This window comes from Paenibacillus chungangensis, assembly GCF_042675905.1.
GTDB classification, from domain to species: domain Bacteria; phylum Bacillota; class Bacilli; order Paenibacillales; family Paenibacillaceae; genus Pristimantibacillus; species Pristimantibacillus chungangensis.
In genome coordinates this window covers 18,704-44,019 of sequence record NZ_JBHTJZ010000011.1, presented here as the reverse complement: position 1 = coordinate 44,019, position 25,316 = coordinate 18,704, and the positions used below count along the sequence as shown (strand labels likewise).

The following is a 25,316-nucleotide window of genomic DNA, read 5'->3' as shown; positions in this document are numbered from 1 at the left end:
TAACGCTTGCAGCTTCACACCCGCTCATAACCGCTCAATAAGCTCAATCACACCCGTTAACGAAAAAAATCCCAAGCGACACTGGGCAACCAGTCACCGCTTGGGATTTTTTCGTCAGGAGAGTTGACCTCCGGGAAGATTCGGTCGTTGCGGCTCGGTAAGCAATGGCATTGACGGCAACGGCTTGACGGAGCAGCTTGACTTAAGCCTGCTGGCCAGCATCATATCTCCGGAGCATGAAGCTTATTTGCGCTGGCTGCGAGAGCTTTATGCAAGCGGAGGAATCGATCCGTCATTCGCGGTATTGCAGCCTACCGAAGTGTGAGAGCGTTTCAAGGAAGGTTGATGATAGGCGGTCTGGAGACCGTAGACATTGTAGTTACAGCTGCGGATCAGCGGGAGCCGACGGATATTATCATACCAATCAGCTCGTATTATAAGTGAAATAGAAAGCTAAGCTAGTGCACAGGAAATCCCGTCTTTACTGGTAAAGACGACAGTTTGTCGAGGAACCTCAGGACGCCCCCGGGCGTCCTTTCTTCGTATAGCCGCTCTATCCACATTCACCCTACTCCGTGCAACGCATTCCGCATCCACCGCTTATGCTGTTTAGACGTTTCGATGAGAACAGAAGTTACTGTTATTTATAATTACTCGGATATGAAGGCCTTATTTATGTTATTTTGGGAGAAAAGGAACTTTCATAACCCCTTCATGGTCTTATTATATAGAGGTGAAATAGGGTGGAGAAGCATTATTTGCAGTTTTTGGCCTCGGGCTACGATCGTGGGGCGGTGCTGGAGGAACTGATGTCGGAGTACGGCAATGACGTGTGGAGCTTCGCGTATTTCCTGACGAAGCGTCGCGATGCGGCGGACGATATTGCACAGGAAGTATTCCTGGCCGTCTATAAAAGGATGTACACATTCCGAGGTGAGTCCAGCTTGAAGGGCTGGATTCTGACGATTACACGCAACAAGGCGCTCAATTACTTGAAGGGATCCTTCATTCGCAAGGTTGTGCTGGGCACTGACTGGCAGAAGAAGAAAGAAATGGAGCCTTCCTCCGCTTCAGCAGAGCAGGTCGCACTAGACCGCGAAACCTCTCGACATGTATGGGAACAAGTGATGAGACTCCCGCTGAAGCATCGGGAGGTGGTCGTGCTTGCGTTCCACTACGAGCTGTCGATGGCCGAGATTGCGGCTTCACTGCAGGTGTCGGAGGGGACGGTGAAGTCCAGACTACACCGCGCCAAGCGGAAGATGGAAGCGCTGCTGAAGCAATCAGAGAAGGAGGGGATTTAAGCGATGAACAGGAATAAGCCGGATTGGACGGAGGAGCTTCGGAAGTCCCCTTTCGGAAGCTCGCATTTCACCGAGGAGATGAGGATGAATATTAGACAGCGCGCCGACGAGGGCATGTCGGAGTCTAGACGCTGTATAGGTGCAATCACTGTGGCGGCAGGCGCTTTGTTTTTTGCTGTGCTGCTGTTTTTCGCGGTGGAGGGAGCTTGGCTCAGAGGGAATGAGGGAATGCCGGCATCTATGCCAGAGGAGCAGCGTCAAGCCTATGACGCATGGAATGAGCTGCTGCTGGAGGTGTTCCCTGATCCTGAATTGAAGGCCGGTACAAGCTACGGATATATATTCAGCTTTAAGGCGCCTTTCGAAGAGCTGAAGGGGAAAGAACTGTCCATCGACGTCGTTCATCTGGAGACGGGACTGAGAGATCGCGCCGTGAAGCCACATCTCATTGATGCTCCAAGCTCCGGGTATGAGGGGCTGGAGCGATACACGGCTTTTATCACTTTGCCGCTGCCGGGATTGTGGCGCTATGACGTAAGTCTGGACGGGAAGAAGTATGCGGCTATGGTGCTTCATGTGGGAGAGCCATCTTGGGAACCGAGCACCGCTTTCGTATCCGGAAGTTACGAGATGACGGGTATAGAGGGAGCTGTGGGATTTATCGATGCTGGATTCATAGCGGGTCAGGCTAATAAATATATGTGGCACTTCTGGGGTGAGGATGCGCTGCTGGACGGAAAGGTTGTTGTGAAAGCGGTCAAGCAGGGGGAGGAGGAGCTCATCGAGGTGTTCCGTGCCGAAAGCCTGGGCGGGGCTAACAACGGGGCTGACAGACATATGCCTAGCTCCATGTCGCTTCCCGAACCAGGGATTTGGCGGCTGCTCCCTTACATTGACGGAAAACTGATCGACACTATTGTTATTGAGGTGAAGGCGAAGTAGAGGAATCTGAAGGAAGTTGGCTGGAGTGCCGAAAAGGTGCGTGCGAGCCGAATTAGTGTAGGTAGCCTAAATTGGAGTGCCGAAAAGGTGCGTGCGAGCTGGACTAGTGTAGGTAGCCTACATTGGAGTGCCGAAAAGGTGCGTGCGAGCCGGACTAGTGTAGGTAGCCTACATTGGAGCGCCGAAAAGGGGGATTGTGCATGCGGTTAAGCGGAAGAAATGTGATAGCGCTATTCCTTCTCGTTGTTGTTGCAGCAACAATAGCTTATCTGTTTTTAACTGGGGAGCAGATGCAAGAGTATGAAATTTTATATGCGTCGAATCAAGAGGTTTTTTTGAAAAAAGTAGGCAACGACGACGATTCCGAAGAATCGTATGCAAGATACACTGTCTCGGAGGACACCATTTTGAAGGATAAAAGGGGGGACGCTTTAGCCTTTCGTGATTTGGAAATCGGACAAGTTGTCATTGTTTATCCCGATGAACAATCTTTTGTTTTGTTATCCGGGCCTCCTGTATTGAGGGCGAAGGAGATTATTGTGCTGCGTTAATCCTGTTGTAAAGGATTGCTAAGGTCACAAAAGCACACCAAAATGTAAAATCTCCCTCATTCATAGCGCTTACATTGTTGTGTACAATGAATACTGTGAAAGACAAAAAGGGGGATTGTGCAGCATGAGAAAATGGTCAGTTGCTTCATTGGTTGTCGTCCTGATGCTTGGCGTTATGCTGACAGGATGCGGAGGAAATAACGGCGGGGACGAAGGCGAAAAGCCGAAAGACGGAGCCGCCGATAGCAAGAAAAGCATTACGCTGAATATTGCCGCTTGGGGTGACCGTTATCGCGGGGTGCTTGAGCAGAGCATCGAGCGCTTCAATGAGAAGCACGAGCATGTTACCGTGAACATTACGTTTACGCCATTCAAGGACTATTGGACGAAAATGCAGACAAGCATTGCCGGCAACAATGGACCAGATATCTTATGGATGAACGGACCGAACTTCATGAATTTCGCGTCGCTCGGTCTGGTGGAGAACTTGCAGCCGTATATTGAAAAGGACAGCTTCGATATGAATGCTTATCCTGAAGGCATCGTGAATCTGTACAGCTACAACGATCAACAGTACGGACTGCCCTATTTCCTTGGACCGATGGGGCTATATTACAATAAAGAAATACTCGACAAGCACAATGTGCCATACCCCGACGAAACATGGACATGGGAAACTGTGGAGGAGTATGGGGAACAGCTAACGGATAAAGAAAACCAAGTATACGGTTATATCGTCGCCAATTCCGGTCAGGCCGGCTACTATCCGCTTATTCACCAAGCCGGTGGCTTCGTCATCAATCCGGAGCGTACGCAATCCGGCATAGCTTCGGCGGAGACGCAGAAGGCATTGACGTGGATGAAGACGTTGATGGACAAAGGAATAAGTCCGGACGCTCAATCACAATTGGAGAACAACATGAGTCAGATGTTCGGCTCGGGCCATTCGGCGATGCTCGTGGACGGATCATTCGCTTACACTACGCTAAGCAAGATGCTTGGCGACAAGCTGGGTGTGGCGGTATTGCCGCATGATGTCAACAAAGGATATATGATTCATGGAACAAGCTGGGTAATCAACAGCCGCTCCGAGCATAAGGACGAGGCATGGGAGCTGCTGAAGATCCTGGCTGGTCAGGAAGGAGCAGAGATCTCTGCCCGCTCCGGTATCAACTATCCTGCTTACAACGATGCGGTTGATATATGGGCCGGCACGATGCCGAAGGATCATGTGGAAGCGTTCAAGCAAGGGCTGGAGGAAGCTGTGCCGTATCCGATTTCTGTGAAATCGTCCGAATGGGAGAAGGTGCTCGATCAAGAAATAACCGATGCGCTGTTAGGCAAAAAGTCGGTCCAAGAAGCAGCCGAGTCCGCTGGACAACGAATGGATGAAATTATTTCCAAGGAAAAAAGGAACTAAGTGCCATATAATGAAAGCCAAAGACATTTTGTCTTTGGCTATCTCCATTATATAAAATCGAAAGGATCTACATGAGAAACTGGCCCTTGTCTGTGAAGCTGTTTGCCGTATTTTGCGCGGTTAGCTTTATCCCGCTATTTTATATGGCTTCCATTTACTATAAATATTCGATCAACATGCTTGAAACTGAAATTGGCAAGGAAGCGATCGAACAATCGAGCCAGGCGAAGAACAGGCTGGATAGCTACGTATCGGAACTGATCAGAACGTCGAATATGATCCGCTATGACAGCAATATCAAGCAATTACTGACCCGGATGCCAGGCGATTATGACCCGGAGACTGTGCAGTCGGTGCTGGAGACGAAGCAGCTATTCTCGTTGCTCGGCAACATTCGCGACGATCTGGAAGGCATTTTCTTTGTCAATGACAACGAATTTGTCGTCTATGGCGCCACCCGCTCAGTGGCGAATACGTCTTATCCGTTCTATGAACAGGACTGGCTACAAAACTTGATGTACTACTATAAACCTGCCTTCTCGCCTATTCATCCGCAGGATTATGTCGACGGTCGCCCAGTGTTAAGCTTTGCGAGCAATGTAAAGGAGCTCGGAGGACTGCGCAATAACGGAATGCTCATACTGGACTTTTCCCCGGATACGCTTTACAGCAAAATCGTTCCGAACGGGGATGCGCGAGAATTCCTCATTTTGACCAATTACGATGAATGGCTGGGGCGTAAGGAGCCGGGCGCGGGCTTTCTGCACGACCCGGCATTGCATCATCGTATTCGCAGCACGTCTTCCGGTTATTTTCCCCATCCAACCGAAGGCGGCAATCGCCTGATCGGCTTCCATACATCAGAATCGACAGGGTGGAAAGTGCTCTATGTGCTGGACTTCGGTCTGCTCATCGAACGATATAACCAAATCCGCTTTCAGCTGTTCGGATTTGTTCTCGTCGCCACAGGATTTATTGTGCTGGCCGCATTAGGGTTCAGCAAAAGTCTGACGAAGCCGTTGCGCCGCATGGAACGAATGATGAAGGAAGTGGAAAAAGGCGATTTAACGGTACGCTTCCGTGAAAACCGTTCGGATGAGATCGGGAGATTAGGAAAGCGGTTCAATCAGATGCTGGTGCAGCTGAAATTGTTCCAGGAACAGGTGTATGCAGCCAGCGAGAAGGAATATAAGCTGAAGATGCTGCATCAAAACGCGCAGATGCAAGCGCTGCAAGCGCAGATCAATCCTCATTTCTTGTATAATAGTCTGAATACGATCACAGTCATTGGAGAGATTTATCACGCCCGAGAAATTGTAACTGTAAGCAATGCGTTGTCCGATATGTTCCGCTATAGCATGACGGGGGAACGTACGGTCATGCTGAAGCAGGAGTTGCAGCATGTGCAAGCTTACTTGTCCATTTTGCAGGTGCGATATATTGACCGTTTCCAATGCGACATTGATGTGGCGCCTTCTTATAGGTCATGCATAATGTTAAAGCTGATCTTGCAGCCCATTGTGGAGAACTGCATGGTGCACGGATTTCATAATAAGCGGGAGCAAGGCAAGATTGTTATCCGAGCCGATCGATCCGGCGACCGGATGCATATTCGGATTCAAGACAACGGCAGCGGGATGTCGGAGGAGGAGCTGGATCGTGTAAGAGCGAGCTTGAGGCCGAATCTTGATCATCGCGTAGAGGAAGGGGAACTTCGTCAAGGCATCGGGCTGCGCAATGTGTCCCAGCGGCTTCATCTGCATTATGGCCAAGGAGGCGGGCTGCATATCGACAGCAAGGTGAATGAGGGGACGACTGTGCATATTGTGTTCCCACTCATCAAGGAAAATACGGAATGAAGGAACGTGATGACATGTTCAAGACGCTCATTGTCGATGATGAGAAGTGGATGTGCGAGGGTCTGAAAAATATGATTCATGAAGTATCGGAGCATTTCTATGTATCTAGCCTTGCATACAACGGTCATCAAGCGCTGCAGCGGCTTGATTCGGAGCGCTTTGATTTGATCATTACGGATCTAATGATGCCCTTGCAGACGGGGATTGAATTGCTTCATGAGATTAGAGCTGCAGGATCGCCAATCGAGGCAGTCATTATTTCCGGATATAGTGAATTCGAATATGCGAAGAAGGCTTTGCAATACGACGTGTCGGATTATTTGCTCAAGCCGATTAACCGTTCGGAGCTTGCCGCTGTGTTGTCCAAGCTGCAGCGGAAATTGAATCAGTCGAGCGTGACAGATAAGCAGCGAGCATTGCTTGATGAGGGGGAAGCCTCAGGTCAAAAAGGGAGCTATATCATAAAAAAAATTATGAACGAGCTGCAGACAGCAGACTTGTCGAATATAACGGTAGGGTTGTTAGCTGAGCAATATGGCTTCAATCCATCGTATTTCAGCCGCCTCTTCAAGGCGGAAACGGGAAAAGGGTTTTCCCGCTATTTGACAGAGGTTCGCATAAGAAAATCGCAAATATTGCTGAGATTTACAGGGTTAAATATTAGCGAGATAGCGGCGAGAATAGGTTACACAGACGAAAAGCACTTCAGCAAAATGTTCAAGGGAGTGATCAGCATGACTCCGACGGAATATCGCAGGCTGCATCAACAAGAGGAAGAGAGTGCTGAGCATGTCGGGATTCTTTTGGATTAAGCCGTTATTTCTCTTTATCATGCTTTCATTTGTTTTAGGCTGCTTTGATAGCAATAAACAGCCCCCAGTGAATGAGAGCGCCTCACAACGAGATCTGATTACCGTGACCATATGGACCGCAAGCGATCTGTTCGAGGGGGAAGACAGTCCCGGCATGGCGTCTGTGCGTCAAGTCAATCAACGGTTCCTCGGTCAGATAGAGGTACAAGTTCGTTACTTTCATTGGGATGAGTATGATATCGCCATTCGCGAGGCAGTTAGTTCACTCAGCTTACCGGATATTTTCGTGGCGCCTAAGGGACATCATTTTCAGTCTTTCTTGCCGCAATCTCTACTGTATCCCGTCAATGAGATCGTGTCGGAGCGGTGGATCTCCCAATTCGATGACAGCGAGTTCGCGGTAAGATTCAACATCGTAGATGGCAAGTTGTATGCGTGGCCTGGCATCGGTCCGGAACTTGGGGTCGTATTGTACGTTAACAAGACCGTGTTGCAAGAGGCTGGCATGGATTCGGAGCGAGTTCCCGGCACATGGGAGGAGCTTGTGCAGATCAGTGAAACCATACGTCAGGGAAGCGACGGGACGAAGTATGGCTTGCTCATAGGCGGTGGAGAACCGGGGCAAGTAAGACAGATGCTGCAAGGCATCGTTGCGGGCATCGAGCCTGCTGTCGCCTCAGGCTTCGATTATCGCAGTGGCGCTTATGCTTTTGAAGGTGCCGCCTGGAAGCAAGCGCTACGCATCGTTGCCGAGTTGTCCGAGCGCAGCGTGTTGCACCCGTCGTCCTATACCATTTCGGAAGATGAGGCGCGTTCCTTGTTCATGATGAACCACAGCGCATTTCTACTTGCAGATGCGAGGATGGCGTGGAAGCTGGAGCTTGAGGGAGGCGCAGCGACAACAGGCATTGGTCCTATGCCGACAAGCGACGGCAGTAAACCTGTGTTCGCCTATAGTCCGGCCTATTCAACGAACGACTACATGGTATCGGCGATGACCCGGCATCCCCAGCAAGTAGGGCTAGTCATTGAGGAGTTGTTCTCACAAGAGCTATATTATGAGTCCTTGCTTCGTCATGGGGCCGCGTTGACGCCGTTCCAAGCATTAAATGATCGTACAGAGCTGTATCCCAGTGACATGTTCACAGAGTTGGCCGAGTTCCATAACCATTTGCTACGCAGAAGACCAGAGCCGGCAATCGTCAATGCCGAGCTTGTCCAGCTGTTCAAGCATATTTCCAGCCTTGATGAACCATCCTTCATACAGCCCGGCATTGCTCATGTGTTGCAGAAGTTGTTTAACCGGACGGAGAACGACGTGGATTTCACCTTGCGCAGCTTGAATGAGAAATTAAATGAGCAGCTTGGGGTTTATGTCACTCGTCTACGCAATCAGGGTGAAGATATCTCAATGGAGGATCTGCGGTTCCCGTACTGGAACCCGCATGAAGATTATGCCGATGCGGAGTATGAGAATCGAAGAAAGGGAATAAAAAACCACTAAAAAGTAAAAACAGCCTCATTGGAAACGCTTAACCCCAGTTCTATACTGGAGTTAAGCGTTTTTCACATCTAAAGAGGGGGATCTACATGATGCTTGCGAATCGAAAAAAATGGATGCAAGCAAAGCGAAAAGAAGCCATAGCGGCTTACTTGTTCACTTTGCCTGCTTTCCTCATTTTGTTCGGGTTTCATATTATGCCGGCTTTCGTATCCTTATGGCTGTCATTATTCGAATGGAACGGGCTTACGGACAAATGGTTTATCGGGATAGATAACTTTATCCAGGCAGTGCAGGACAAGGCATTTTTAAAATCGATCGTGAATACTTTCTTGCTGGCTGCAATCAGCATACCCTTATCGCTATCGTTGGCTACGGTTACGGCAGTGTTATTAAATCAGAAAATCCGAGGATTAGCCATGTACCGTACGATCTACTTCATCCCTGTCGTTACCATGATGATTGCCGTTGGAGTCATCTGGAAGTGGATGTACAATTCAGATTTTGGCCTGATCAATATCTTGCTCGGCTACGCGCAGCTTCCACAACCGAACTGGCTGACAGATCCGGCGTTTATTATGCTGTCTATCGCACTTGTCGCTGTCTGGTCCAATATCGGCTATAACGTCGTCATTTTGTTAGCTGGTCTCCAAGGAATATCAGGGTCGTATTATGAGGCGGCGGAAATCGATGGGGCTTCCCCCGTGCATAAGTTTTTCCGCATTACCCTTCCGTTGTTAACGCCAAGTCTGTTCTTTTTGCTCGTCATTTCACTTATTTCAACGTTGCAAGTTTTTGATCTGATCTTCGTCATGACGAACGGGAATTCGACGCTGCTGGAAACTGCTCGAACGATGGTATACGGCATTTACGAGCAAGGATTTATTAATTTCAATATGGGCTATGCTTCCGCACAGGCCGTGTTGTTGTTTGTTATCATTATGATTATTACTCTGATTCAGATGCGATGGCAAAAGCGGTGGGTACATTATTAAACAGGAGGTATGACTTATGGCTGTAAAATCTAACAAGCGGTTTATTCATCTAGTATTGATAGCGGGCTCCATCGTCATGCTTCTGCCCTTCGCATGGATGCTTCTCACTTCGTTCAAAACGATGGCGGAATCGATGGCGTTTCCGCCGACGATTTTACCAGATAGATGGATGTTTACCAACTATGTCGACGTTATGTTTAATGAGAATACATTCTTTGCGTTAAATTATCTCAATACGATCATTGTCACTGTATGTCGTACTGTCGGTCAATTGCTTCTATGCTCGTTGGCGGCATATGCTATCGCGACGCTGTACTTCCCAGGGAAGAACGTCATCTTCTTGCTCATCTTGTCTGTCATGATGATCCCGAATCAGATTGTCATTATTCCTACTTATATTCTCATGAGGGACTTGGATTGGCTGGATACGTACCAAGCGCTTATCATACCGGGCATCGCAAGCGCATTTGGTGTTTTTCTGCTGAGACAGTTTTTCATGTCCGTTCCTCATGAAATTAATGAAGCTGCGAGAATGGACGGCTGCTCGCTATTCCGCATTTACTGGAAGATTTACATTCCACTCTCGGGGCCTGCACTCGTATCGTTGTCCATCTTCGTCATTATGGCGGCATGGAACGACTTCCTAGCGCCTCTCGTACTGACGAACTCATCGGAAATGTACGTGTTGTCGATCGCGATTGCCAATTTCGTCGGCGAATACGAGACCAATTATCCGCAGATGATGGCGGCGGCAACGCTGTCGGTTATTCCGCTTATTGCCGCTTTTGTTATCCTGCAGCGATACTTCGTTGAAGGGATTTCTATGACTGGTGTCAAAGGTTAACAGATGAAAGTTGGACAATAGACTTGCTAGCGGGAGGCTGAAAAAAGATGCGTAATAAAAGACCCAATATTGTGCTGATTATGACGGACCAACAGCGATGGGATACGCTGGGGTGTTATGGGAACGATTGTATTGAAACGGCCAATCTCGATTGGCTGGCTTCGCAAGGCACGGTATTCAAGCATGCTTACACCCCGAGTCCATCTTGTGTTCCGGCCAGAGCATGTCTGATGACAGGCATGAATACGTGGCAGACAGGCATTCTTGGCATGGGAGCGGGACAAGGCGGGATGGGTACAGGCTTTCCCCACACATTGCCAGGCGAACTGGCCAAAGCCGGCTATCATACGCAGGGAATTGGAAAGATGCACTTTCATCCGCAGAGATCGCTTAATGGTTTCCATCATACGGTACTGGATGAATCGGGACGTGTGGAGGATCCTGGATTCGTATCCGATTATAAAAGATGGTTCGATCAGCACAAGACAGGCGATTACGGCATAACGGATCACGGCATCGATTGGAATTCATGGATGGCCAGACCGTATCATGCTCCTGAGTTTCTGCATCCAAGCAATTGGACGGTGAATGAATCGATCGCATTTTTGGAGCGGCGCGATCCCAATCAACCGTTCTTTCTGAAGACATCATTCGCCAGACCGCATTCGCCTTATGATGCGCCGGAATTTTACTTCAATCTGTACTTGAACAAGCAGCTTCCGATGCCGGCAGTGGGCGACTGGGCGGAGCGGCACGACGATCCGGTAGAATCAAGGAAGCCGTTCGCTTGGCGGGGCAAGCGCAGTGAAAAAGAAATTCATCGGGCCCGTGCGGGGTATTACGGCTTGATTCATCATATCGATCATCAAATCGGAAGGCTGCTCATGTACTTGAACAAAAATGGTCTGATGGACAATACGATGATCATGTTCATGTCTGACCACGGGGACATGCTCGGCGATCACCATCTATGGCGGAAAACTTATGCGTATGAAGGATCTGCCCATATCCCGATGATCGTCAAGCTGCCAGCCTCCTTCGGCCGGCAGGAGCAGATCGTCGAAGAGCCAGTAACGCTGCAGGATATTATGCCGACGGTGCTGGAGGCGGCGGGAGTGTCCGTTCCGGATTGTGTTGACGGCAGCAGCATGGTGAATTTGATGCTTGGCAAGAGCGATGGCTGGCGTTCGTATGTGCACGGCGAGCACAGCACATGCTATGCGGAGGAGCAGGAAATGCAATATTTGACCGATGGGAAGATGAAATATGTATGGCTGCCTCGTCTGCATGAGGAGCAGCTGTTTGATCTGGAGAGCGATCCGATGGAGCTGTGCGATTTGAAGGCGCATCCAGACAAGCAGCAGGAGCTGCTGAAGTGGCGACAGCGTCTGATCGATGAGCTTGCTCCACGGAACGCTGGTTTGACGGATGAGGCGGGTCTGGTCAGTCAAGCAGGTAAGCCATACTTGATATCTCCGTATTACAAGCTGCGCACCGAAGCGAAAGTAGGTCGATAAACAAATAATGCAAGATAATCATTTGTTCCTGCATAAGACATTTTCATAATACAGTTAATGGGCTATTCAGGCGGTAAATTTAAAACAAGTGGAGAAATCAATATGATTGATCTCCACTTGTTTTATAAATGCCATGATTAAATAAATCGTAGAAACGCAGGATTGTTGATTTGTTTTTTTCAATCGTATCTTCTACGCATATTCAGATGTGCACTGACTCAAGATTAAATGAGAAGTGCTTATCTTCATGTACTAATCATCACTTTCATTTTCTTCATCATCATCGTCGTCGTCGTCGTCCTCGTCCTCGTCATCATGTTCGTCGTCGTTTTCATCATCATCATCGTCCTCGTCATCCGTCGGGAACCCACTATTTGCGGCTATAACGCTCACCTCATAGATGGAAGTGTATGCACTCTTAGTATTACCATTGCCGCGAATCCGGATGTATTGTGCAGGCTCATCGATGATGTCGTACACTTCTTCAGTGGGCAGCGTGCCGCTGCTAGGTCCGCTCCATACCTGATTCCATGTTTGTCCATCTATAGACAAGTCGATATTGAAGTTGTATTGTCTTTGGTCTCCCAAATACCAGTCGATTGCCACGCGATCAATGAGTCGAACCTCACCAAGGTTGAATATAATGTCCGTGCTATCGCCACCGTTTAACCCAGACCATGCGGTATCGGGATTACTGTCGTACAAATTTAAAAGCGGAAAAGCAGACGATCCTGTTGCGGTTACCGAGGCGAAGCTGAGTAGATTTGTTTCTTCAATATTGATGATGTAATTTTTAGTAGTGGTTCCATCTGCCGATATAACATTAATCTGATATTGCTCTGCTATACCGTTGACAGGAGCAACCGAGATATTGGCACCAAGGTCTTGCGGAATGGCAAGTAAGTTTGCTTCAGGCGTTTTCCAAGTGCGTGGAATATTGTACGATAACGTCTCTGATTGGAAGCTTGTAATGGGTTTACCATTCAGTAAAATGTTGCTTAAGCTGGCATTAGAGCTAGGCGGATACGAGCTTGAATCCAGCATACTTGCTTGAACTTCATTGGTAACTAGATTAAGTGTAATTTCATAGTCTCCAGCTTCAAATATCCATTCATCACCATTATTTGTCCAAGTAACGGGAGCAGGGGCGTACTGCATGTCAGAGTATGTGAAGGCAATGGCGTTCTTCCAACTACTTTGTCCCTTATTCTTTACTTGAATGGCAAGCTTATCCTCTGCCGTATTACTTCTATTGTAGGAAGGTGCATACACGGCTGCCGTATCGCTGACAGTTTCAGTGAGCGGCGTTACACGCAGTTTAGTCTGCTGTCCTGGAATATATATGGATCCGTCCAGCATTGAAAAAGCATTTTGTGATGCAGGATGGAAGCGAAGCTCCAGCTCGCGCGGCTCTGTAGTTTCAATATCGTCTACGACGATAAGTATATCTGGCTTCACATATAGCAGGTGTCGTTTATATTTAGTTAACCCTTTGCTCGTTGGATAAGCTTCGGAAGCCTCACCGATAATATGGTCTACGATAGGGCCGTACTCAGCCTTCAAAATGGTAGGTTTGGCTTTACGCTGCTGTAACTCCCTTGCAGTAAATCCTATCTTTCCTTCGCCAAATTGACCCTGTCCATCGATAAGCAGCGTATTATGATTGCTCGTATGCTTGTAGGCATAACCGTCATCGCGCAGCAACCACTCTCCATTGCCATGGAAAACAAAATGATTGGCGTCCGGATGCACATGCCATGAGCCCCAGTCCTTCAGCGGATCACTTATATCCATCGCTTTATGCCCTAATGGAGGGCCGCTTTTGAAGGCAATAAGTGATTCGTCTCCCGACCAATCTGAACGTGCAGAGACAATGCCGATATCATCGAAGTGATGCAATGTAGGTTGAATGCTGGCAGGCTCTTCCTGTAAGGAGGGATCATACCAAAGTAAGCCCATCCAGAGAGATGAAGGAGCGGACATAGTTGACACCTCTCGAGCCATACGCTGCGCGTGACCATCATTGTATTCTGCAGCGAGCACGTGAAGTAAATAATCAGGGCCATACCAATTGACGCGTACGTCATCGGCTATATCGATATGATTCTCTGGAAAAACCCAACTATTTTTTGGCGTTGCCATATAAATTTGATATTTTACAGCATTTTTAAACCAAGTGTTACGGAACAGATCAATATTCATCATTTTTCTTGAAAGGTCCATAAATTTCAGCAAGTATTCCAAACCGTACTGCTGGTAGCTGTACCCCTCATGCGTGGCACCATCCTCGCCTAGCACATCCATCGTCTTTAGTATTTTATCCAAAGAAATATCGATCCATGGAAGCACGCTGGTGTCTTCGTCATATAGGGCAAGTGCTGCTGCTGTTAATCCCGTTGTCGCAACCCACATATGGTTTTGTAAATAATGCTCGGTCCACTTCCATCCATCATCACGTATGGCTGCTTGGTACATGATATTACCTCGCTCCAGCAGCACATTCTTTACAGTTGTTCGTGTCTGTGCATCTAAGTCATCATAGAGCCAATCGTAGAAGGTGGCCAGTCCATAAAGTAAATGCCCGGCGGCGAGATCTGCATTCTCTGCATATCCGCGTCCCCAAGTAGGATATTGACTGGCAGTGACGGCCCAATCTTTAGCTGCGTTCAGGTAAACAGGGTCATCTGTTAGCAAGTACGCAAAAGAAATTAACGTAATCGTCTCTCCTACTGCGCGTTGCCATCCTTCTTCATCAGAGCTGCTGACATAATACGCTGGAGGTGGTGAGCTTATACGCTGGTCCACTTCACCCTTTAAAGTAATCCAGAGGCTGTTATGTGAACCCCCCGGCGCGATGGCCTGCTTTAATGCTGCTATGCGTGCTGTATTTAGATGTAATCTGGCATGCATACTACTGAAGTCATTCAGAAGATAAGCAGGTGGCTGAACATCGACGACTATTTTTGCTGCATCGTAGTTGTTACCATCAGTTGCGTATACGAGGAAGTGATCGCTTCCCTGGAAGCTGAAGGGAGGTGTGTACTGCCATGTTCCGTCTTCAAGCACTTCAGCTGTTCCTGATGCAGGAGGCGATAATAAATAATAGCTTAATGGATTGCCTTGATTAGCTGTACCGCTGAGTATGCCTTCAGCAGGGGTGGTGAATGGTGTCTGTACTTGAACATCGTTCAGTGTAACGTTGGAGTTAGAACCAACAATGAGCGCAGCAGTATCCGATACACCACTATCTTCGCTCACTGCTCGAATGGCTGTTATTCCGGGCTGAAGCGCAGTAATGACACCGTCGTGATCGACTTCAGCCACTGTCGGATCAGTGCTATACCAGCGAACCCTCGAATCGGTAGCGGATGATGGGGATATTGTCGCACTTGCAATTATATTATGCCCGACCTGCAAGCTTGTGGCTGGCATGTGGAGCAGCATACTTTCAACAGATGTCCATGGCATAAGCCGAATATCGTCGAACCATGCAGAGCCTGTAGCATTGTCGAATAATAGCTCGATGTTTATACGCGCGGCGGATGCCGGTGCCTGCACCATGTCTTCAACTTTTACCCAGTCTGTCGTGTCCGTCCAATGGCCGATGGAAGAGCTATCTACCAATTGATTATTTGAATCCATAAAGTTGATTCGAATAAATGCCCCGTTTAATGCCCCGTTTACGGATTGCAGGTTGGTCGTCTTTATCCAACCGCTGAGCTTTAACCACTGTCCAGGCGTGAAATTGGTTACATTTTGATAAACTGCAACTCTTGAGGTGGTAGCTGCATCGATATGCAGTGCACTTCCGCTCTCATAGTAAACGGTATCGCTCACAGTCATAAGAGGTGTACTATTATTCCAAGCGTAGCGGTTCCAGCCGACTGGCGAAGCAGTGGTCCATCCTTCTGTAGGAGGAGCCGTTGCCTGGAAGGTGCCGTTTGTTAGCAAATTTTCAACAACTTGAACATGGGTAGAGGCACTATGCCCGCCATTCACCGTTTCAGCGGTGATAACGGCAGATCCGGGGGTGACACCAGACACCGTTCCGTCTGCTACCGAAGCAACTGTAGCATCAGAGGATAACCAATTCAATCGCTGGTCTGTTGCCTGAGGAGGCGTGAAAAGAGCGTCCAGCGTAAAGGAACTACCTGTAGGGAGTAGCAGCCTTTTAGGCTCAAGCTCTACTCCATCCGTAGGAACGACGGGACTGTCTACAGAGACAAGCGCAGTTCGACTATGTCCACCGTCTGCTGATTGGGCTGTAATAATAGCTTGACCGGACGAGTGTGCGGTTACGACACCGTTCAGTACAGTTGCGATGGAGGGATCGGAGGTAGACCATGAAATCGTATGATCAGTCGCATGGCTTGGGATAACTTCAGCTTGCAAAACGGTAGACGTTCCTGTACTCATCTCTATTAGAGTGGAGGAAAGGGAAATATCCTGAACGGGTGTCCAAGCGATGAAATTGACATCATCGAACCAGGCCTGTCCTGTGCCACTATCGAACATAGCCTCCAAGCGAACTCGGACGGTTTGATCGGGAAGCTGTACGATCCCCTCTTCATAGGTCCAATCGTTTGTACCTGTTAGCCTACCATATACAGGCTGATCGCCTAGTATTTGATTGTTCGCATCAAAAAAAGCAAGCCTTATAAATGCTCCGTTCACGGATTGAATGTCAGCCGTCTTTAACCAGCTACTCACTTTATACAATTGTCCTGGCGTGAGTCCAGTAATATCCTGAAAGACTGCAGCTCTGCCTGTAACAGCTGAAGACACATGCAATGCGTGAGTACCGGAATGGTACACAGCATTTGAAACCGTTATTTCTGGCGTGCCATGGAAGACAAATGCATTCCAATGCTCAGCTTGTGCAATATGCCAGTAGCTTCCTAGAGTATTTGTTACAACGCTTTCAAAACTGCCATTTGAAATAGAACTAGCTGTTTCAGCGCGTACAACTGGTTGAGACAAAAAGTTCATTTGAAATGATAAAAGTAATGTGGCCGCAAGCAGGATTAAAATCTTTTTTTTAATCTTTCTTTGCTGCTGAGAAAATTGATTCACTATAAATAACCTCCTTTTGAAATAAAATCATATATACTGTACAAGTTGTTTCTCTGTAAAGTAAATCTTCAATATGGTACCTGGATACTCCATTTTGTATTTGATGCATGCAAACATATGATTTGAAGATGGAAGTCATATATCGATGGTTTACTCGGAAATTTGTCATACGCTAATATGAAATATAGACGCCGGCGTAATTCTGTTTGTAAAAGGAGAGTGTTGAAATTGAAAAGGGTTACATTCAAATCTAGTTTGTTAGGGATGCTTATCTTATTGCTACTAATTTTAACTGCTTGCTCGAATTCGAGTTCAAATGGAGGTAATCAATCGCCTAACGATAACATCTCCAATGAGATTAACGATAACAAAGGAGAGGATCCTTCATTACCACAAGAGGCAATGACATTTAGTGTTTGGTCATGGATTAACGGGGCACTTAGCTCGGCTGTTAAGGATTACAATGATATTATTCCTCATCAGGTCCTTCAAGAGAAGACGGGTGTCGAACTGGAGTGGGTTCATCCTGCTGTTGGTACCGAACAAGAAAACTTCAATTTAATGGTGTCAGGCAATGAACTCACAGATGTTATTTTGTGGGGAGGTTTGTATAAAGGGGGACCTGAGGCAGCGATTAAAGATAAAGTGATTCTTCCATTAAATGATCTAATTGATCAACATGCACCCAACTTCAAAAAGCTAATGGAGCAATACCCTGAAATTCGAAAGCAAATTTCTACAGATGACGGGGAAATTTATATACTACCTACCGTTACGCCGGATAATTCTATTCGTAGCCCGCACGGGGCGATGATACGAGCTGATTGGCTAGAAAAGGTTGGTATGTCTACACCAGAAACAGTTGACGATTGGTATGCTGTTTTAAAAGCGTTTAAGGAGAGTGACCCTAACGGCAATGGTGAAGCAGATGAGCTGCCGTTCGTGGCGCATAAACGATATCAGCCAGGAGCGTTATCAGGCCTAGAATTTCCTGGATTTATTGTGGGAGCATGGGGGATTACGACAGATTTTTATCAGGTGGACGGTAAAGTGAAATATGGACCGATGGAGCCAGAGTATAAGGAATACCTAGAAACCTTGCATATATGGTACAAAGAAGGATTGATCGATCCTGAGTTTGCAACGACTGACAAAAAAAGTTTGGATGCAAAAGTAACTGGTGAGCAAGCAGGTGCGTTTCTTGGATGGGCTTCCTCCGGTTTAGGGGCGTACTTAGAAGCTATGAAAGAGCGTAATCCTGCTTTTAAACTTGTACCTGTTACTACTCCAGTGTTAAAGAGTGGCGACAAACCGTTGCTTGGTTATCAATCGCCAGTGTTTGGTGGTTTGGGCTATGTCATTACGACAAACGCTAAGGATCCCGCAGCAATTGTGCGTTGGATCGACTATAGATTTAGTGAGGAAGGACACTTACTTGCTAACTTCGGTGTAGAGGGAGAAAGTTATGAGATAAAGGATGGCAATCCAGTATATACCGATAAGATTACAAATAATCCGGACTACTCTATATCACAAGCACTTGGGCTTTATACGCTGCGGATGACGCAATCTCCATTCATCAATGACAAGGACGCTTACATGCAGACACTTATTTTCCCTGAACAAAAAGAAGCGCTCACTGAATGGTCTAAGCCTAGTAATGAAAGACAAATACCGAGTGTTCATCCATCTACGGAGGAATCGAAGCAATATGGGACAATTATGTCGAATGTTTACACCTATATGGATGAGATGTTTATTAAATTCGTAATGGGTACAGAAAGCTTCAGTAACTATGATGCATTCGTTACCAACTTGGAGAAGTTGGGCATACAAGAGGCGATCGACATTAAACAAAGCGCATTGGATAGGTACAATGCCCGAAATTAGGGGTGGAAGATAAAGATGGTCAATCGCAGCAAGCTTATCACTGATGACTTTCGGAAGCATAAAATAATTTATTTTATGGCAGTACCTGTTCTTCTGTACTATATTATTTTTCATTATATACCTATTTATGGAGTAGTCATTGCATTCAAGGATTTTTCTCCGATGAGAGGTGTATTAGGCAGCTCGTGGGTAGGCTTTGAGCATTTTCAGGATTTCATCAATGGTATTTACTTTTGGAGACTTATTCGCAATACGTTACTTATAAGCTTGTACTCTATTGTATTTGGGTTCCCCGCGCCTATTTTGCTGGCACTTATGCTCAACGAGCTACGGCAGAAATTTTTTAAGAGAGTCGTGCAATCAGTGTCCTATGTGCCGCATTTCATATCGTTGATGATCGTATGCGGCATGATGCTGGAGTTTACGACATTGAATGGCATAGTTAACGATATCGTCTCATTTTTTGGAGGAGAAAGAATCGCCTTTATGCAGGATCCGAACTGGTTCCGAACAATCTTTGTAAGCTCTGGTATTTGGCAGGAGGTAGGATGGGGTTCTATTATTTATTTAGCTGCTCTGTCAGGAATTAATCCGCAATTGTATGAAGCAGCAAAGGTAGACGGCGCAGGAAGAATACGCCGCATTTGGAGCATCACAATTCCGGGTATACTGCCAACAATCATTATTATGTTGATTTTGCGCATTGGTAACGTAATGGAGGTAGGCTTCGAAAAAATCATTCTACTTTATAACGGCAGTATTTATGAGACGGCTGATGTTATAGGCACCTATGTGTACCGTAGAGGTATATTAGAAATGGATTTTAGCTTTAGTGCAGCGGTAGGTTTGTTTAACTCTGTCATTAATTTTATGCTTTTGATTTTAGCAAATTGGTTAAGCCGTCGATCAAGCGGTAGCAGTCTATGGTAGGTGAGAGCGATGAAATCAAATCAAGTTGAAGTAACCATTCGCGATAAAGGATTTGGCAATGCTTTGTTTGATGTTATAAATATAACAGGTATGTGCCTACTAGTCGCACTAACAGCATACCCTTTCATTTACATTCTGTTCGCTTCGTTAAGCGAACCAAATGCGTTGATGGGCCATTCAGGTTTGCTCTTTAAGCCACTAGGTTTTAATCCCGAGTCTTATAAACGAGTGTTGGAGAATCCTATTATATTATCTGGTTACGCCAACACAATCTTTGTACTTGTGATAGGTCTTGCAGTGAATTTATCTTTGACCATTGTCGGGGCATACGTGCTTAGCAGAAGAGGGTTGTATTGGCGTAATGCCATTATGTTCTTTGTCGTATTTACGATGTTTTTCACAGGAGGACTCATTCCGATCTATTTAACGGTAAAGGGTATTGGATTACTTGATTCGCGTTTTGCCTTAATATTGCCTGTTGCGATTAATACCTTCCATTTGATTATTATGCGAACATCTTTCCAAAGCATTCCTCATGAATTGGAGGAATCTGCACGTATGGATGGCGCAGGTGATTTAAGACTGCTGTTTCGTATCATTGTGCCATTATCTATGCCAGTCATATCGGTCATGATTTTGTTTTATGGGGTGCAGCACTGGAATTCTTGGTTTAATGCTATGATATATTTGCGTGATCGTGATCTCTTTCCTTTGCAGCTTGTGCTTAGGGAAATATTAATAGCGAATGATGCTAGTCGAATGATAGGTTCCGTTCCGCAAGGAGATGAAGCTAGTGTAGCAGCTACTATTAAATATGCGGCTATCATCATTACAACTGTACCAATTCTGTTTATCTATCCTTTTCTACAACGATATTTCGTTAGCGGAGTAATGATAGGAGCACTGAAGGAGTAAACTATGCTATACTGGCTTCATTTACATTAAATGTTAAGGGGAGTGGGGATACTATGAGGATAGTTATGGAAGGAAGAAGCATCTTTGTGAAGTGGCTGCTTTCCTACCTTCTTATTCTCCTTATTCCCATTTCCGTCAGTGTGGTCGTTATGACACAGGCGGAGAAAATTGTAGATAATGAAGTGAAACGAACCAATAGCGCCTTGATCGAACAGACCCGGCAAGTAGCGGATGCTCAGCTTAAGGATTGGGCTGTACTTCACCAATTGTTGGTGCTGGATTCCAAGGTGAATGGTTTTCTAGGAGCTACCAATCCGTTGACGGAATTCGAACGCTATAATGTTGTACAGCTTTCAAAGCAATTGAAAACGCTTTATTCAGCCCATCTGTCATTATACGACATTTATTTGTATTTTCATGAAAGTGAAATGATCATTTCACCGAGCGGTACTTATAAGGCGCAAGTATTATATGAGCAAATACATAGATATGAAGGAATGTCCTTCTCCGAATGGAAACAACAAGTGCTAATTCAAGCACATCATCAACAAGTTGTTCCTATGACCGTGCATTTAGGAGGAAGCAGGGAGAAGGCACTCCTGTTATCCCGATCAGTACCCTCTCGTCTCGATGCAGGTGCTACACTGGTGTTGGTAGTAGCTGAGAGTAAGCTTCAGGAGTTATTAAACTTAGATGTGTATGGGGGGGAAATGCTAATTATAGATTCCTCAAACCAGCTAATTGCTTCATCCGGACATACAAAAAAATTGAAATATGATGACATACCGAAGGACGGGTGGATCGTGCGTTCGATTCAAGGCAAGAAATTTGTTCTATCGTCTAGACTTTCGGAGCGAGGAGATTGGAAATATGTATCACTTGTTCCGAGAGATGTATTTTTGGAAAAAGTAATGACGGTGAAGCGTTTATTATTAGCCAGTATTTTTATTTGCATGATACTCGGGTTGCCTTTGTCTTATAAGCTTGTTCGTCGTCAATATTTGCCGGTGAGCCGAATTATTGGCATGCTAGATAGACAGGATCGTAAAGAACGGAGGAGAGTTGATGAGTTCGCATACATTGAAGAAGCTATCTCTGGAGTGAGACTGGAAAATAATGATTTGCGACTGAAAATGGAGGGACAAAGACCTTTGCTTCAAATTGGTATGATTCACAAGTTATTAAAGGGCAACTGGGAGGTGGGAAGCTCGGAACTACAATCCATTGTGGAATGGAACAAGATAGCGGGAGGTATTGTGGAGTTTTGCTCCGAGCAATTTGCCGTTATGTTGTTTAGAATAGAGGCTTCTAGTTCCGAACATACTGCTCACCAACCACGCTTGCAGGTGGCGACTACATTTATTGTGACTAATGTATTGGAGGAACTAATTAAGTCCGAGCATCAAGGACATATCGTTGATTTGGACGAACATGTAGTGTGCCTGGTGAATTTCACTAACATAAAGGATGAAGAAGCAGCGGAAGCATTCATGCTGCAGGTAGCGGAACACGCCAACACATTTTTGATGGAACGATATAATATTTCCTTCATAGCAGGTGTTAGTGACTTGCATCATGGAATTTCGGAAATTTCTGTCGCTTATGAAGAGGCTCAGCATGCTATTGAGTCTGCTCTGCTAGTTGCCAATGCTGGATATGTCTTGACTTATTCCCGTTTGCCGAGTAGGGCGAGCTCTTATCATTATTCGTTGGCTATTGAACAGAAGCTGATGAATTGTGTAAAGTCGGGTGATAACGAAAAAGTACAGCTGATTATTAAAGAGATGATTGGAGAAACGTTCGTTGAGGAAGGGCTGCCGCTCCCATTAGCCAAGTGTCTTTTCTTCGATATGATGAGTACAGCGCTCAAGCTTAGCGATGAACTGTCATATATGGGGAATGATGAGTGGACGCGCACGAAGGATGAGGCACTGAGCAACCTGCTGGCATCCACAACCGTGCCTGATATGATGCATCAGCTGCTGGAAGTATTTACTCGGATGTGTATTGTGGTGCAAAAACATCGTAACACGGAAAGTGGCATTCAGGATGAAATAGCGACATATGTAAATCAGAATTATACCGACCCTAATTTGTCTATTTCATCAATTGCAGAGCATTTCGGTATGAATGGAGCTTATTTGTCCAGAATTTTCAAAGAGCGTTTAGGTATTAGTCTGCATGACTACATTACGAAGTTGAGAATAAGCTGTGTGAAAAAGCTGCTACAGACTGCTGAGCTGACGCTTAATGATATTGCAGAACAAACAGGATATACCAATGCCAATACACTCATACGATCGTTTAAAAAATACGAAGGCATTACGCCAGGGCAATATAAATTAACAATAAAGTAAATGAATGTATCTATAACTGAATCTATGGATGTGCCAGTCCGTACAGAATAAGTAATTTCATTAATATAAACCTGAATCCGTGATATAAGTTCCTTATTTTATAGAGAATCATCAAACCCGTCCGCATGGTCTACCAAGTAACAGAACGACCGACCGAGCCATACTTGCTGCGATTCGTTAGTCAGGCTGCACTGACCGATTATGATGCGCCATTCAGAAAGAAAAACGTATTTAGGCAGCGCATTCGAACCGTTATTCAAGATCTTATGCTCATATCTGCTCGTTTCGTCAAGCATGCCTGTGTTGGTAATTCATCCATCCTGGAAATGGGCTTGGTCAGAGCTATGTCACGGATTTTGATGAATAATAGAAAGGTTAGCGGGAGGCATAAAAAAGATGCGTAATAAAAGACCCAATGCGTATGAAGGATCTGCCCATATTCCAATGATCGTCAAGCTGCCAGCTTCCTTCGGCCGGCAGAAGCAAACCGTCGATGAACCGGTAACGCTTCAGGATATTATGCCGACGGTGCTGGAGGCGGCGGGAGTGCCTGTGCCTCATAGTGTTGACGGCAGCAGCATGGTGAATTTGATGCTGGGAAAAAGCGATGGCTGGCGTTCGTATGTGCACGGCGAACACAGCACATGCTATGCGGAGGAGCAGGAAATGCAATATTTGACCGACGGACAGATGAAATATGTATGGCTGCCTCGTCTGCATGAGGAGCAGCTGTTCGATCTGGAGAGCGATCCGATGGAGCTGTGCGATTTGAAGGCGCATCCAGACAAGCAGCAGGAGCTGCTGAAGTGGCGACAGCGTCTGATCGATGAGCTTGCTCCACGGAACGCAGGATTGACCGACGAGATGGGTTTGGTCAGTCAAGCAGGCAAGCCATACATGACATCCCCCAATTATAAGAAGCGTATTGAAGCGGTTAGCGGCTGATTCGGTGAGGAGTGAGCCTTGCCGCAGCTTTCACTGATTCGCGATAGAGCTGGCTGACTGTCAATGACGGTCAGCCGGCTTTGCTTATAATTATGAAGCAAGCGTTTTGAAATAACGATAAATTTTATCCAGTTTCTCGGCTTGCTTCCCGTTCTTCTTCTCCATGCTTCCGAACTCGAAAAATTTCACCTTCTTCATGCCTACGAACTGGAACAGCGCTTTTCGCATAAGCACTTTATGTGAATTGTACAACCAGTATAACGTGTATAGAGGGGGTCCTTGCATCGTGGAGATGCAGACGACGGATTTGCCCTTCAGCAGACCTTCCGGCATCGTCCCTCCCGTATATCGGTAAGCGAAGTTCGTGGCGAACAGCCGATCGATATAACCGAGCAGCATAGCGGGAGGGCGTCCCCACCAGATGGGGTAGATGAAGACCAGCTTATCCGCCCATGTAATTTGCTCGCGATACTTCTCCAGCTCTGGCTCCAGATGCAGATCGCGCCGCTTCTTCTCTTTGTTGAAGACAAGGGAAGGGTTGAATTGTTCCGCATAGAGATCCAGCACTTTTACTTCTTGAATATAAGGATTCTCTTTCATGCCTTGTAGCGTTTTCTGGAGGAAAGCGTAGTTCAAGCTCTCGTGATTGGGATGTGTATAAATAACCAGGGTTTTCATAGGACACCTTCTTTGTTATCATTTGATAATGAAATAGTAGCACGCCCGTTAATTTGTTGTCAAATGATAATTATCTTTAGATAACTAAATGAACATACTATGCGATAGGGAGGTGGATATCATGCATCAGGAGAATGACAAGGGCCTGATCATTACGGCTGGCCGCATCGAAGCGAGTTCCCAAGACGCTCTATTCAAGGAGCTGTTTTCGTTCATCAACGCTTTTCATACGATAATGCATGAAGTGAAGAAAGGGCACCCGATGCTGCGGGAGGTCACGGGCCTTCAATACGACATATTGGAATATATGGCTGTCGAGCAGCCTTTAACGATGAGCCAGATTAGCAGTTGCATGGGTCTGTCGATGCCCAATGCCAGCCGCGAGCTGAGGAAGCTGACGGACAAAGGGTTGTGCGAACGAGTGGATGATCCTGCTGACGGGAGGAAGCAGTATATTACGTTGTCGCCGCTTGGACTGGAACGGATGAGCGAGGCTTTTGCCTATATGAGAGAGCAGTTCATGAGTCGGGTAGAGGGTATATCCGAGGAGAAGCGGGAGGAGTTGACGGAGGCGCTGAAGCTGCTGCAAGCGACTTTCTTTCGTCTTTAAGCTTAAGGAGCGGTAATGGATGGAATACGTACAAATTGGCAATTTAAAAAGTTTAGTTTTTTTGAAAAATAAGGTTTACCTTCGAGCGGGAATTTGTTAAGATAATCATCAACGAAATGCGATGACGAGAGAAGTAGGTAGATGGATTCTTTCACAGAGAGCTCCGGCAGCTG

At 46.4% G+C, this 25,316-nt stretch carries 19 protein-coding genes and 1 other annotated feature (1 of these 20 cut by a window edge); of the genes, 17 read left to right on the top strand and 2 right to left on the bottom strand.

Annotated features, from left to right (window positions below):
- The first annotated feature begins 184 nt into the window (after positions 1-184).
- The 11 genes from ACFQ2I_RS09885 to ACFQ2I_RS09835 all read left to right on the top strand — a co-directional run bounded on the left by ACFQ2I_RS09885 (position 185) and on the right by ACFQ2I_RS09835 (position 11,745).
- A complete protein-coding gene (locus tag ACFQ2I_RS09885) occupies positions 185-325 on the top strand; it encodes a hypothetical protein (protein WP_377563932.1) in 141 nt (46 codons plus the stop codon).
- A 418-nt stretch (positions 326-743) separates the two neighbouring features.
- The gene (locus tag ACFQ2I_RS09880) at positions 744-1,304 is read left to right on the top strand and encodes an RNA polymerase sigma factor (protein ID WP_377563931.1); all 561 of its coding nucleotides are present in this window, start codon (positions 744-746) and stop codon (positions 1,302-1,304) included.
- A gap of 3 nt (positions 1,305-1,307) precedes the next feature.
- Positions 1,308-2,246: a DUF4871 domain-containing protein gene (locus tag ACFQ2I_RS09875; RefSeq protein ID WP_377563930.1), complete on the top strand. Its 939-nt coding sequence runs from the start codon at positions 1,308-1,310 to the stop codon at positions 2,244-2,246.
- Between the two features lie 200 nt (positions 2,247-2,446).
- On the top strand, positions 2,447-2,797 hold the full coding sequence (locus ACFQ2I_RS09870; RefSeq protein ID WP_377563929.1) for a hypothetical protein: 351 nt from the start codon (positions 2,447-2,449) through the stop codon (positions 2,795-2,797).
- Positions 2,798-2,921: 124 nt separating this feature from the next.
- Positions 2,922-4,217, top strand: coding sequence for an ABC transporter substrate-binding protein (locus ACFQ2I_RS09865; RefSeq protein ID WP_377563928.1), 1,296 nt, complete (start codon positions 2,922-2,924; stop codon positions 4,215-4,217).
- A 92-nt stretch (positions 4,218-4,309) separates the two neighbouring features.
- A complete protein-coding gene (locus ACFQ2I_RS09860) occupies positions 4,310-6,076 on the top strand; it encodes a cache domain-containing sensor histidine kinase (RefSeq protein WP_377564246.1) in 1,767 nt (588 codons plus the stop codon).
- Positions 6,073-6,888: a response regulator transcription factor gene (locus ACFQ2I_RS09855; protein WP_377563926.1), complete on the top strand. Its 816-nt coding sequence runs from the start codon at positions 6,073-6,075 to the stop codon at positions 6,886-6,888. The genes ACFQ2I_RS09860 and ACFQ2I_RS09855 overlap by 4 nt, the downstream gene beginning before the upstream one ends.
- A 103-nt stretch (positions 6,889-6,991) precedes the next feature.
- On the top strand, positions 6,992-8,392 hold the full coding sequence (locus tag ACFQ2I_RS09850) for an ABC transporter substrate-binding protein (protein ID WP_377563925.1): 1,401 nt from the start codon (positions 6,992-6,994) through the stop codon (positions 8,390-8,392).
- Positions 8,393-8,478: 86 nt separating this feature from the next.
- Positions 8,479-9,384, top strand: coding sequence for a carbohydrate ABC transporter permease (locus ACFQ2I_RS09845; protein WP_377563924.1), 906 nt, complete (start codon positions 8,479-8,481; stop codon positions 9,382-9,384).
- Positions 9,385-9,400: 16 nt separating this feature from the next.
- Entirely contained in the window at positions 9,401-10,228 is an 828-nt protein-coding gene (locus ACFQ2I_RS09840; protein ID WP_377563923.1) for a carbohydrate ABC transporter permease, read from the top strand.
- A gap of 47 nt (positions 10,229-10,275) precedes the next feature.
- Positions 10,276-11,745, top strand: coding sequence for an arylsulfatase (locus ACFQ2I_RS09835; RefSeq protein WP_377563922.1), 1,470 nt, complete (start codon positions 10,276-10,278; stop codon positions 11,743-11,745).
- A gap of 252 nt (positions 11,746-11,997) precedes the next feature.
- On the opposite strand, the gene ACFQ2I_RS09830 is transcribed toward ACFQ2I_RS09835, so the two are convergent.
- Positions 11,998-16,818 (bottom strand): Ig-like domain-containing protein, encoded by a 4,821-nt coding sequence (locus ACFQ2I_RS09830; protein ID WP_377563921.1) that lies wholly within the window; start codon positions 16,816-16,818, stop codon positions 11,998-12,000.
- Between the two features lie 228 nt (positions 16,819-17,046).
- On the opposite strand from ACFQ2I_RS09830, the gene ACFQ2I_RS09825 reads away from it, so the two are divergent.
- The 5 genes from ACFQ2I_RS09825 to ACFQ2I_RS09805 all read left to right on the top strand — a co-directional run bounded on the left by ACFQ2I_RS09825 (position 17,047) and on the right by ACFQ2I_RS09805 (position 23,855).
- Positions 17,047-18,708, top strand: coding sequence for an extracellular solute-binding protein (locus ACFQ2I_RS09825; RefSeq protein ID WP_377563919.1), 1,662 nt, complete (start codon positions 17,047-17,049; stop codon positions 18,706-18,708).
- A 15-nt stretch (positions 18,709-18,723) separates the two neighbouring features.
- On the top strand, positions 18,724-19,638 hold the full coding sequence (locus ACFQ2I_RS09820; RefSeq protein WP_377563918.1) for an ABC transporter permease: 915 nt from the start codon (positions 18,724-18,726) through the stop codon (positions 19,636-19,638).
- Between the two features lie 9 nt (positions 19,639-19,647).
- Positions 19,648-20,553, top strand: a complete 906-nt coding sequence (locus tag ACFQ2I_RS09815) for a carbohydrate ABC transporter permease (protein WP_377563917.1) — start codon at positions 19,648-19,650, stop codon at positions 20,551-20,553.
- A 65-nt stretch (positions 20,554-20,618) separates the two neighbouring features.
- A complete protein-coding gene (locus tag ACFQ2I_RS09810) occupies positions 20,619-22,910 on the top strand; it encodes a helix-turn-helix domain-containing protein (protein WP_377563916.1) in 2,292 nt (763 codons plus the stop codon).
- Between the two features lie 396 nt (positions 22,911-23,306).
- Positions 23,307-23,855: a sulfatase/phosphatase domain-containing protein gene (locus ACFQ2I_RS09805; RefSeq protein WP_377563914.1), complete on the top strand. Its 549-nt coding sequence runs from the start codon at positions 23,307-23,309 to the stop codon at positions 23,853-23,855.
- Between the two features lie 90 nt (positions 23,856-23,945).
- Here ACFQ2I_RS09805 and ACFQ2I_RS09800 read toward each other — a convergent pair whose 3' ends face one another.
- On the bottom strand, positions 23,946-24,533 hold the full coding sequence (locus ACFQ2I_RS09800) for an NAD(P)H-dependent oxidoreductase (RefSeq protein WP_377563912.1): 588 nt from the start codon (positions 24,531-24,533) through the stop codon (positions 23,946-23,948).
- A 121-nt stretch (positions 24,534-24,654) separates the two neighbouring features.
- Here ACFQ2I_RS09800 and ACFQ2I_RS09795 point away from each other — a divergent pair, with 121 nt between their 5' ends.
- The gene (locus ACFQ2I_RS09795) at positions 24,655-25,143 is read left to right on the top strand and encodes a MarR family winged helix-turn-helix transcriptional regulator (RefSeq protein WP_377563910.1); all 489 of its coding nucleotides are present in this window, start codon (positions 24,655-24,657) and stop codon (positions 25,141-25,143) included.
- 112 nt (positions 25,144-25,255) lie between these two features.
- Positions 25,256-25,316 (top strand) — a binding site (T-box leader); it runs 212 nt beyond the window's last position.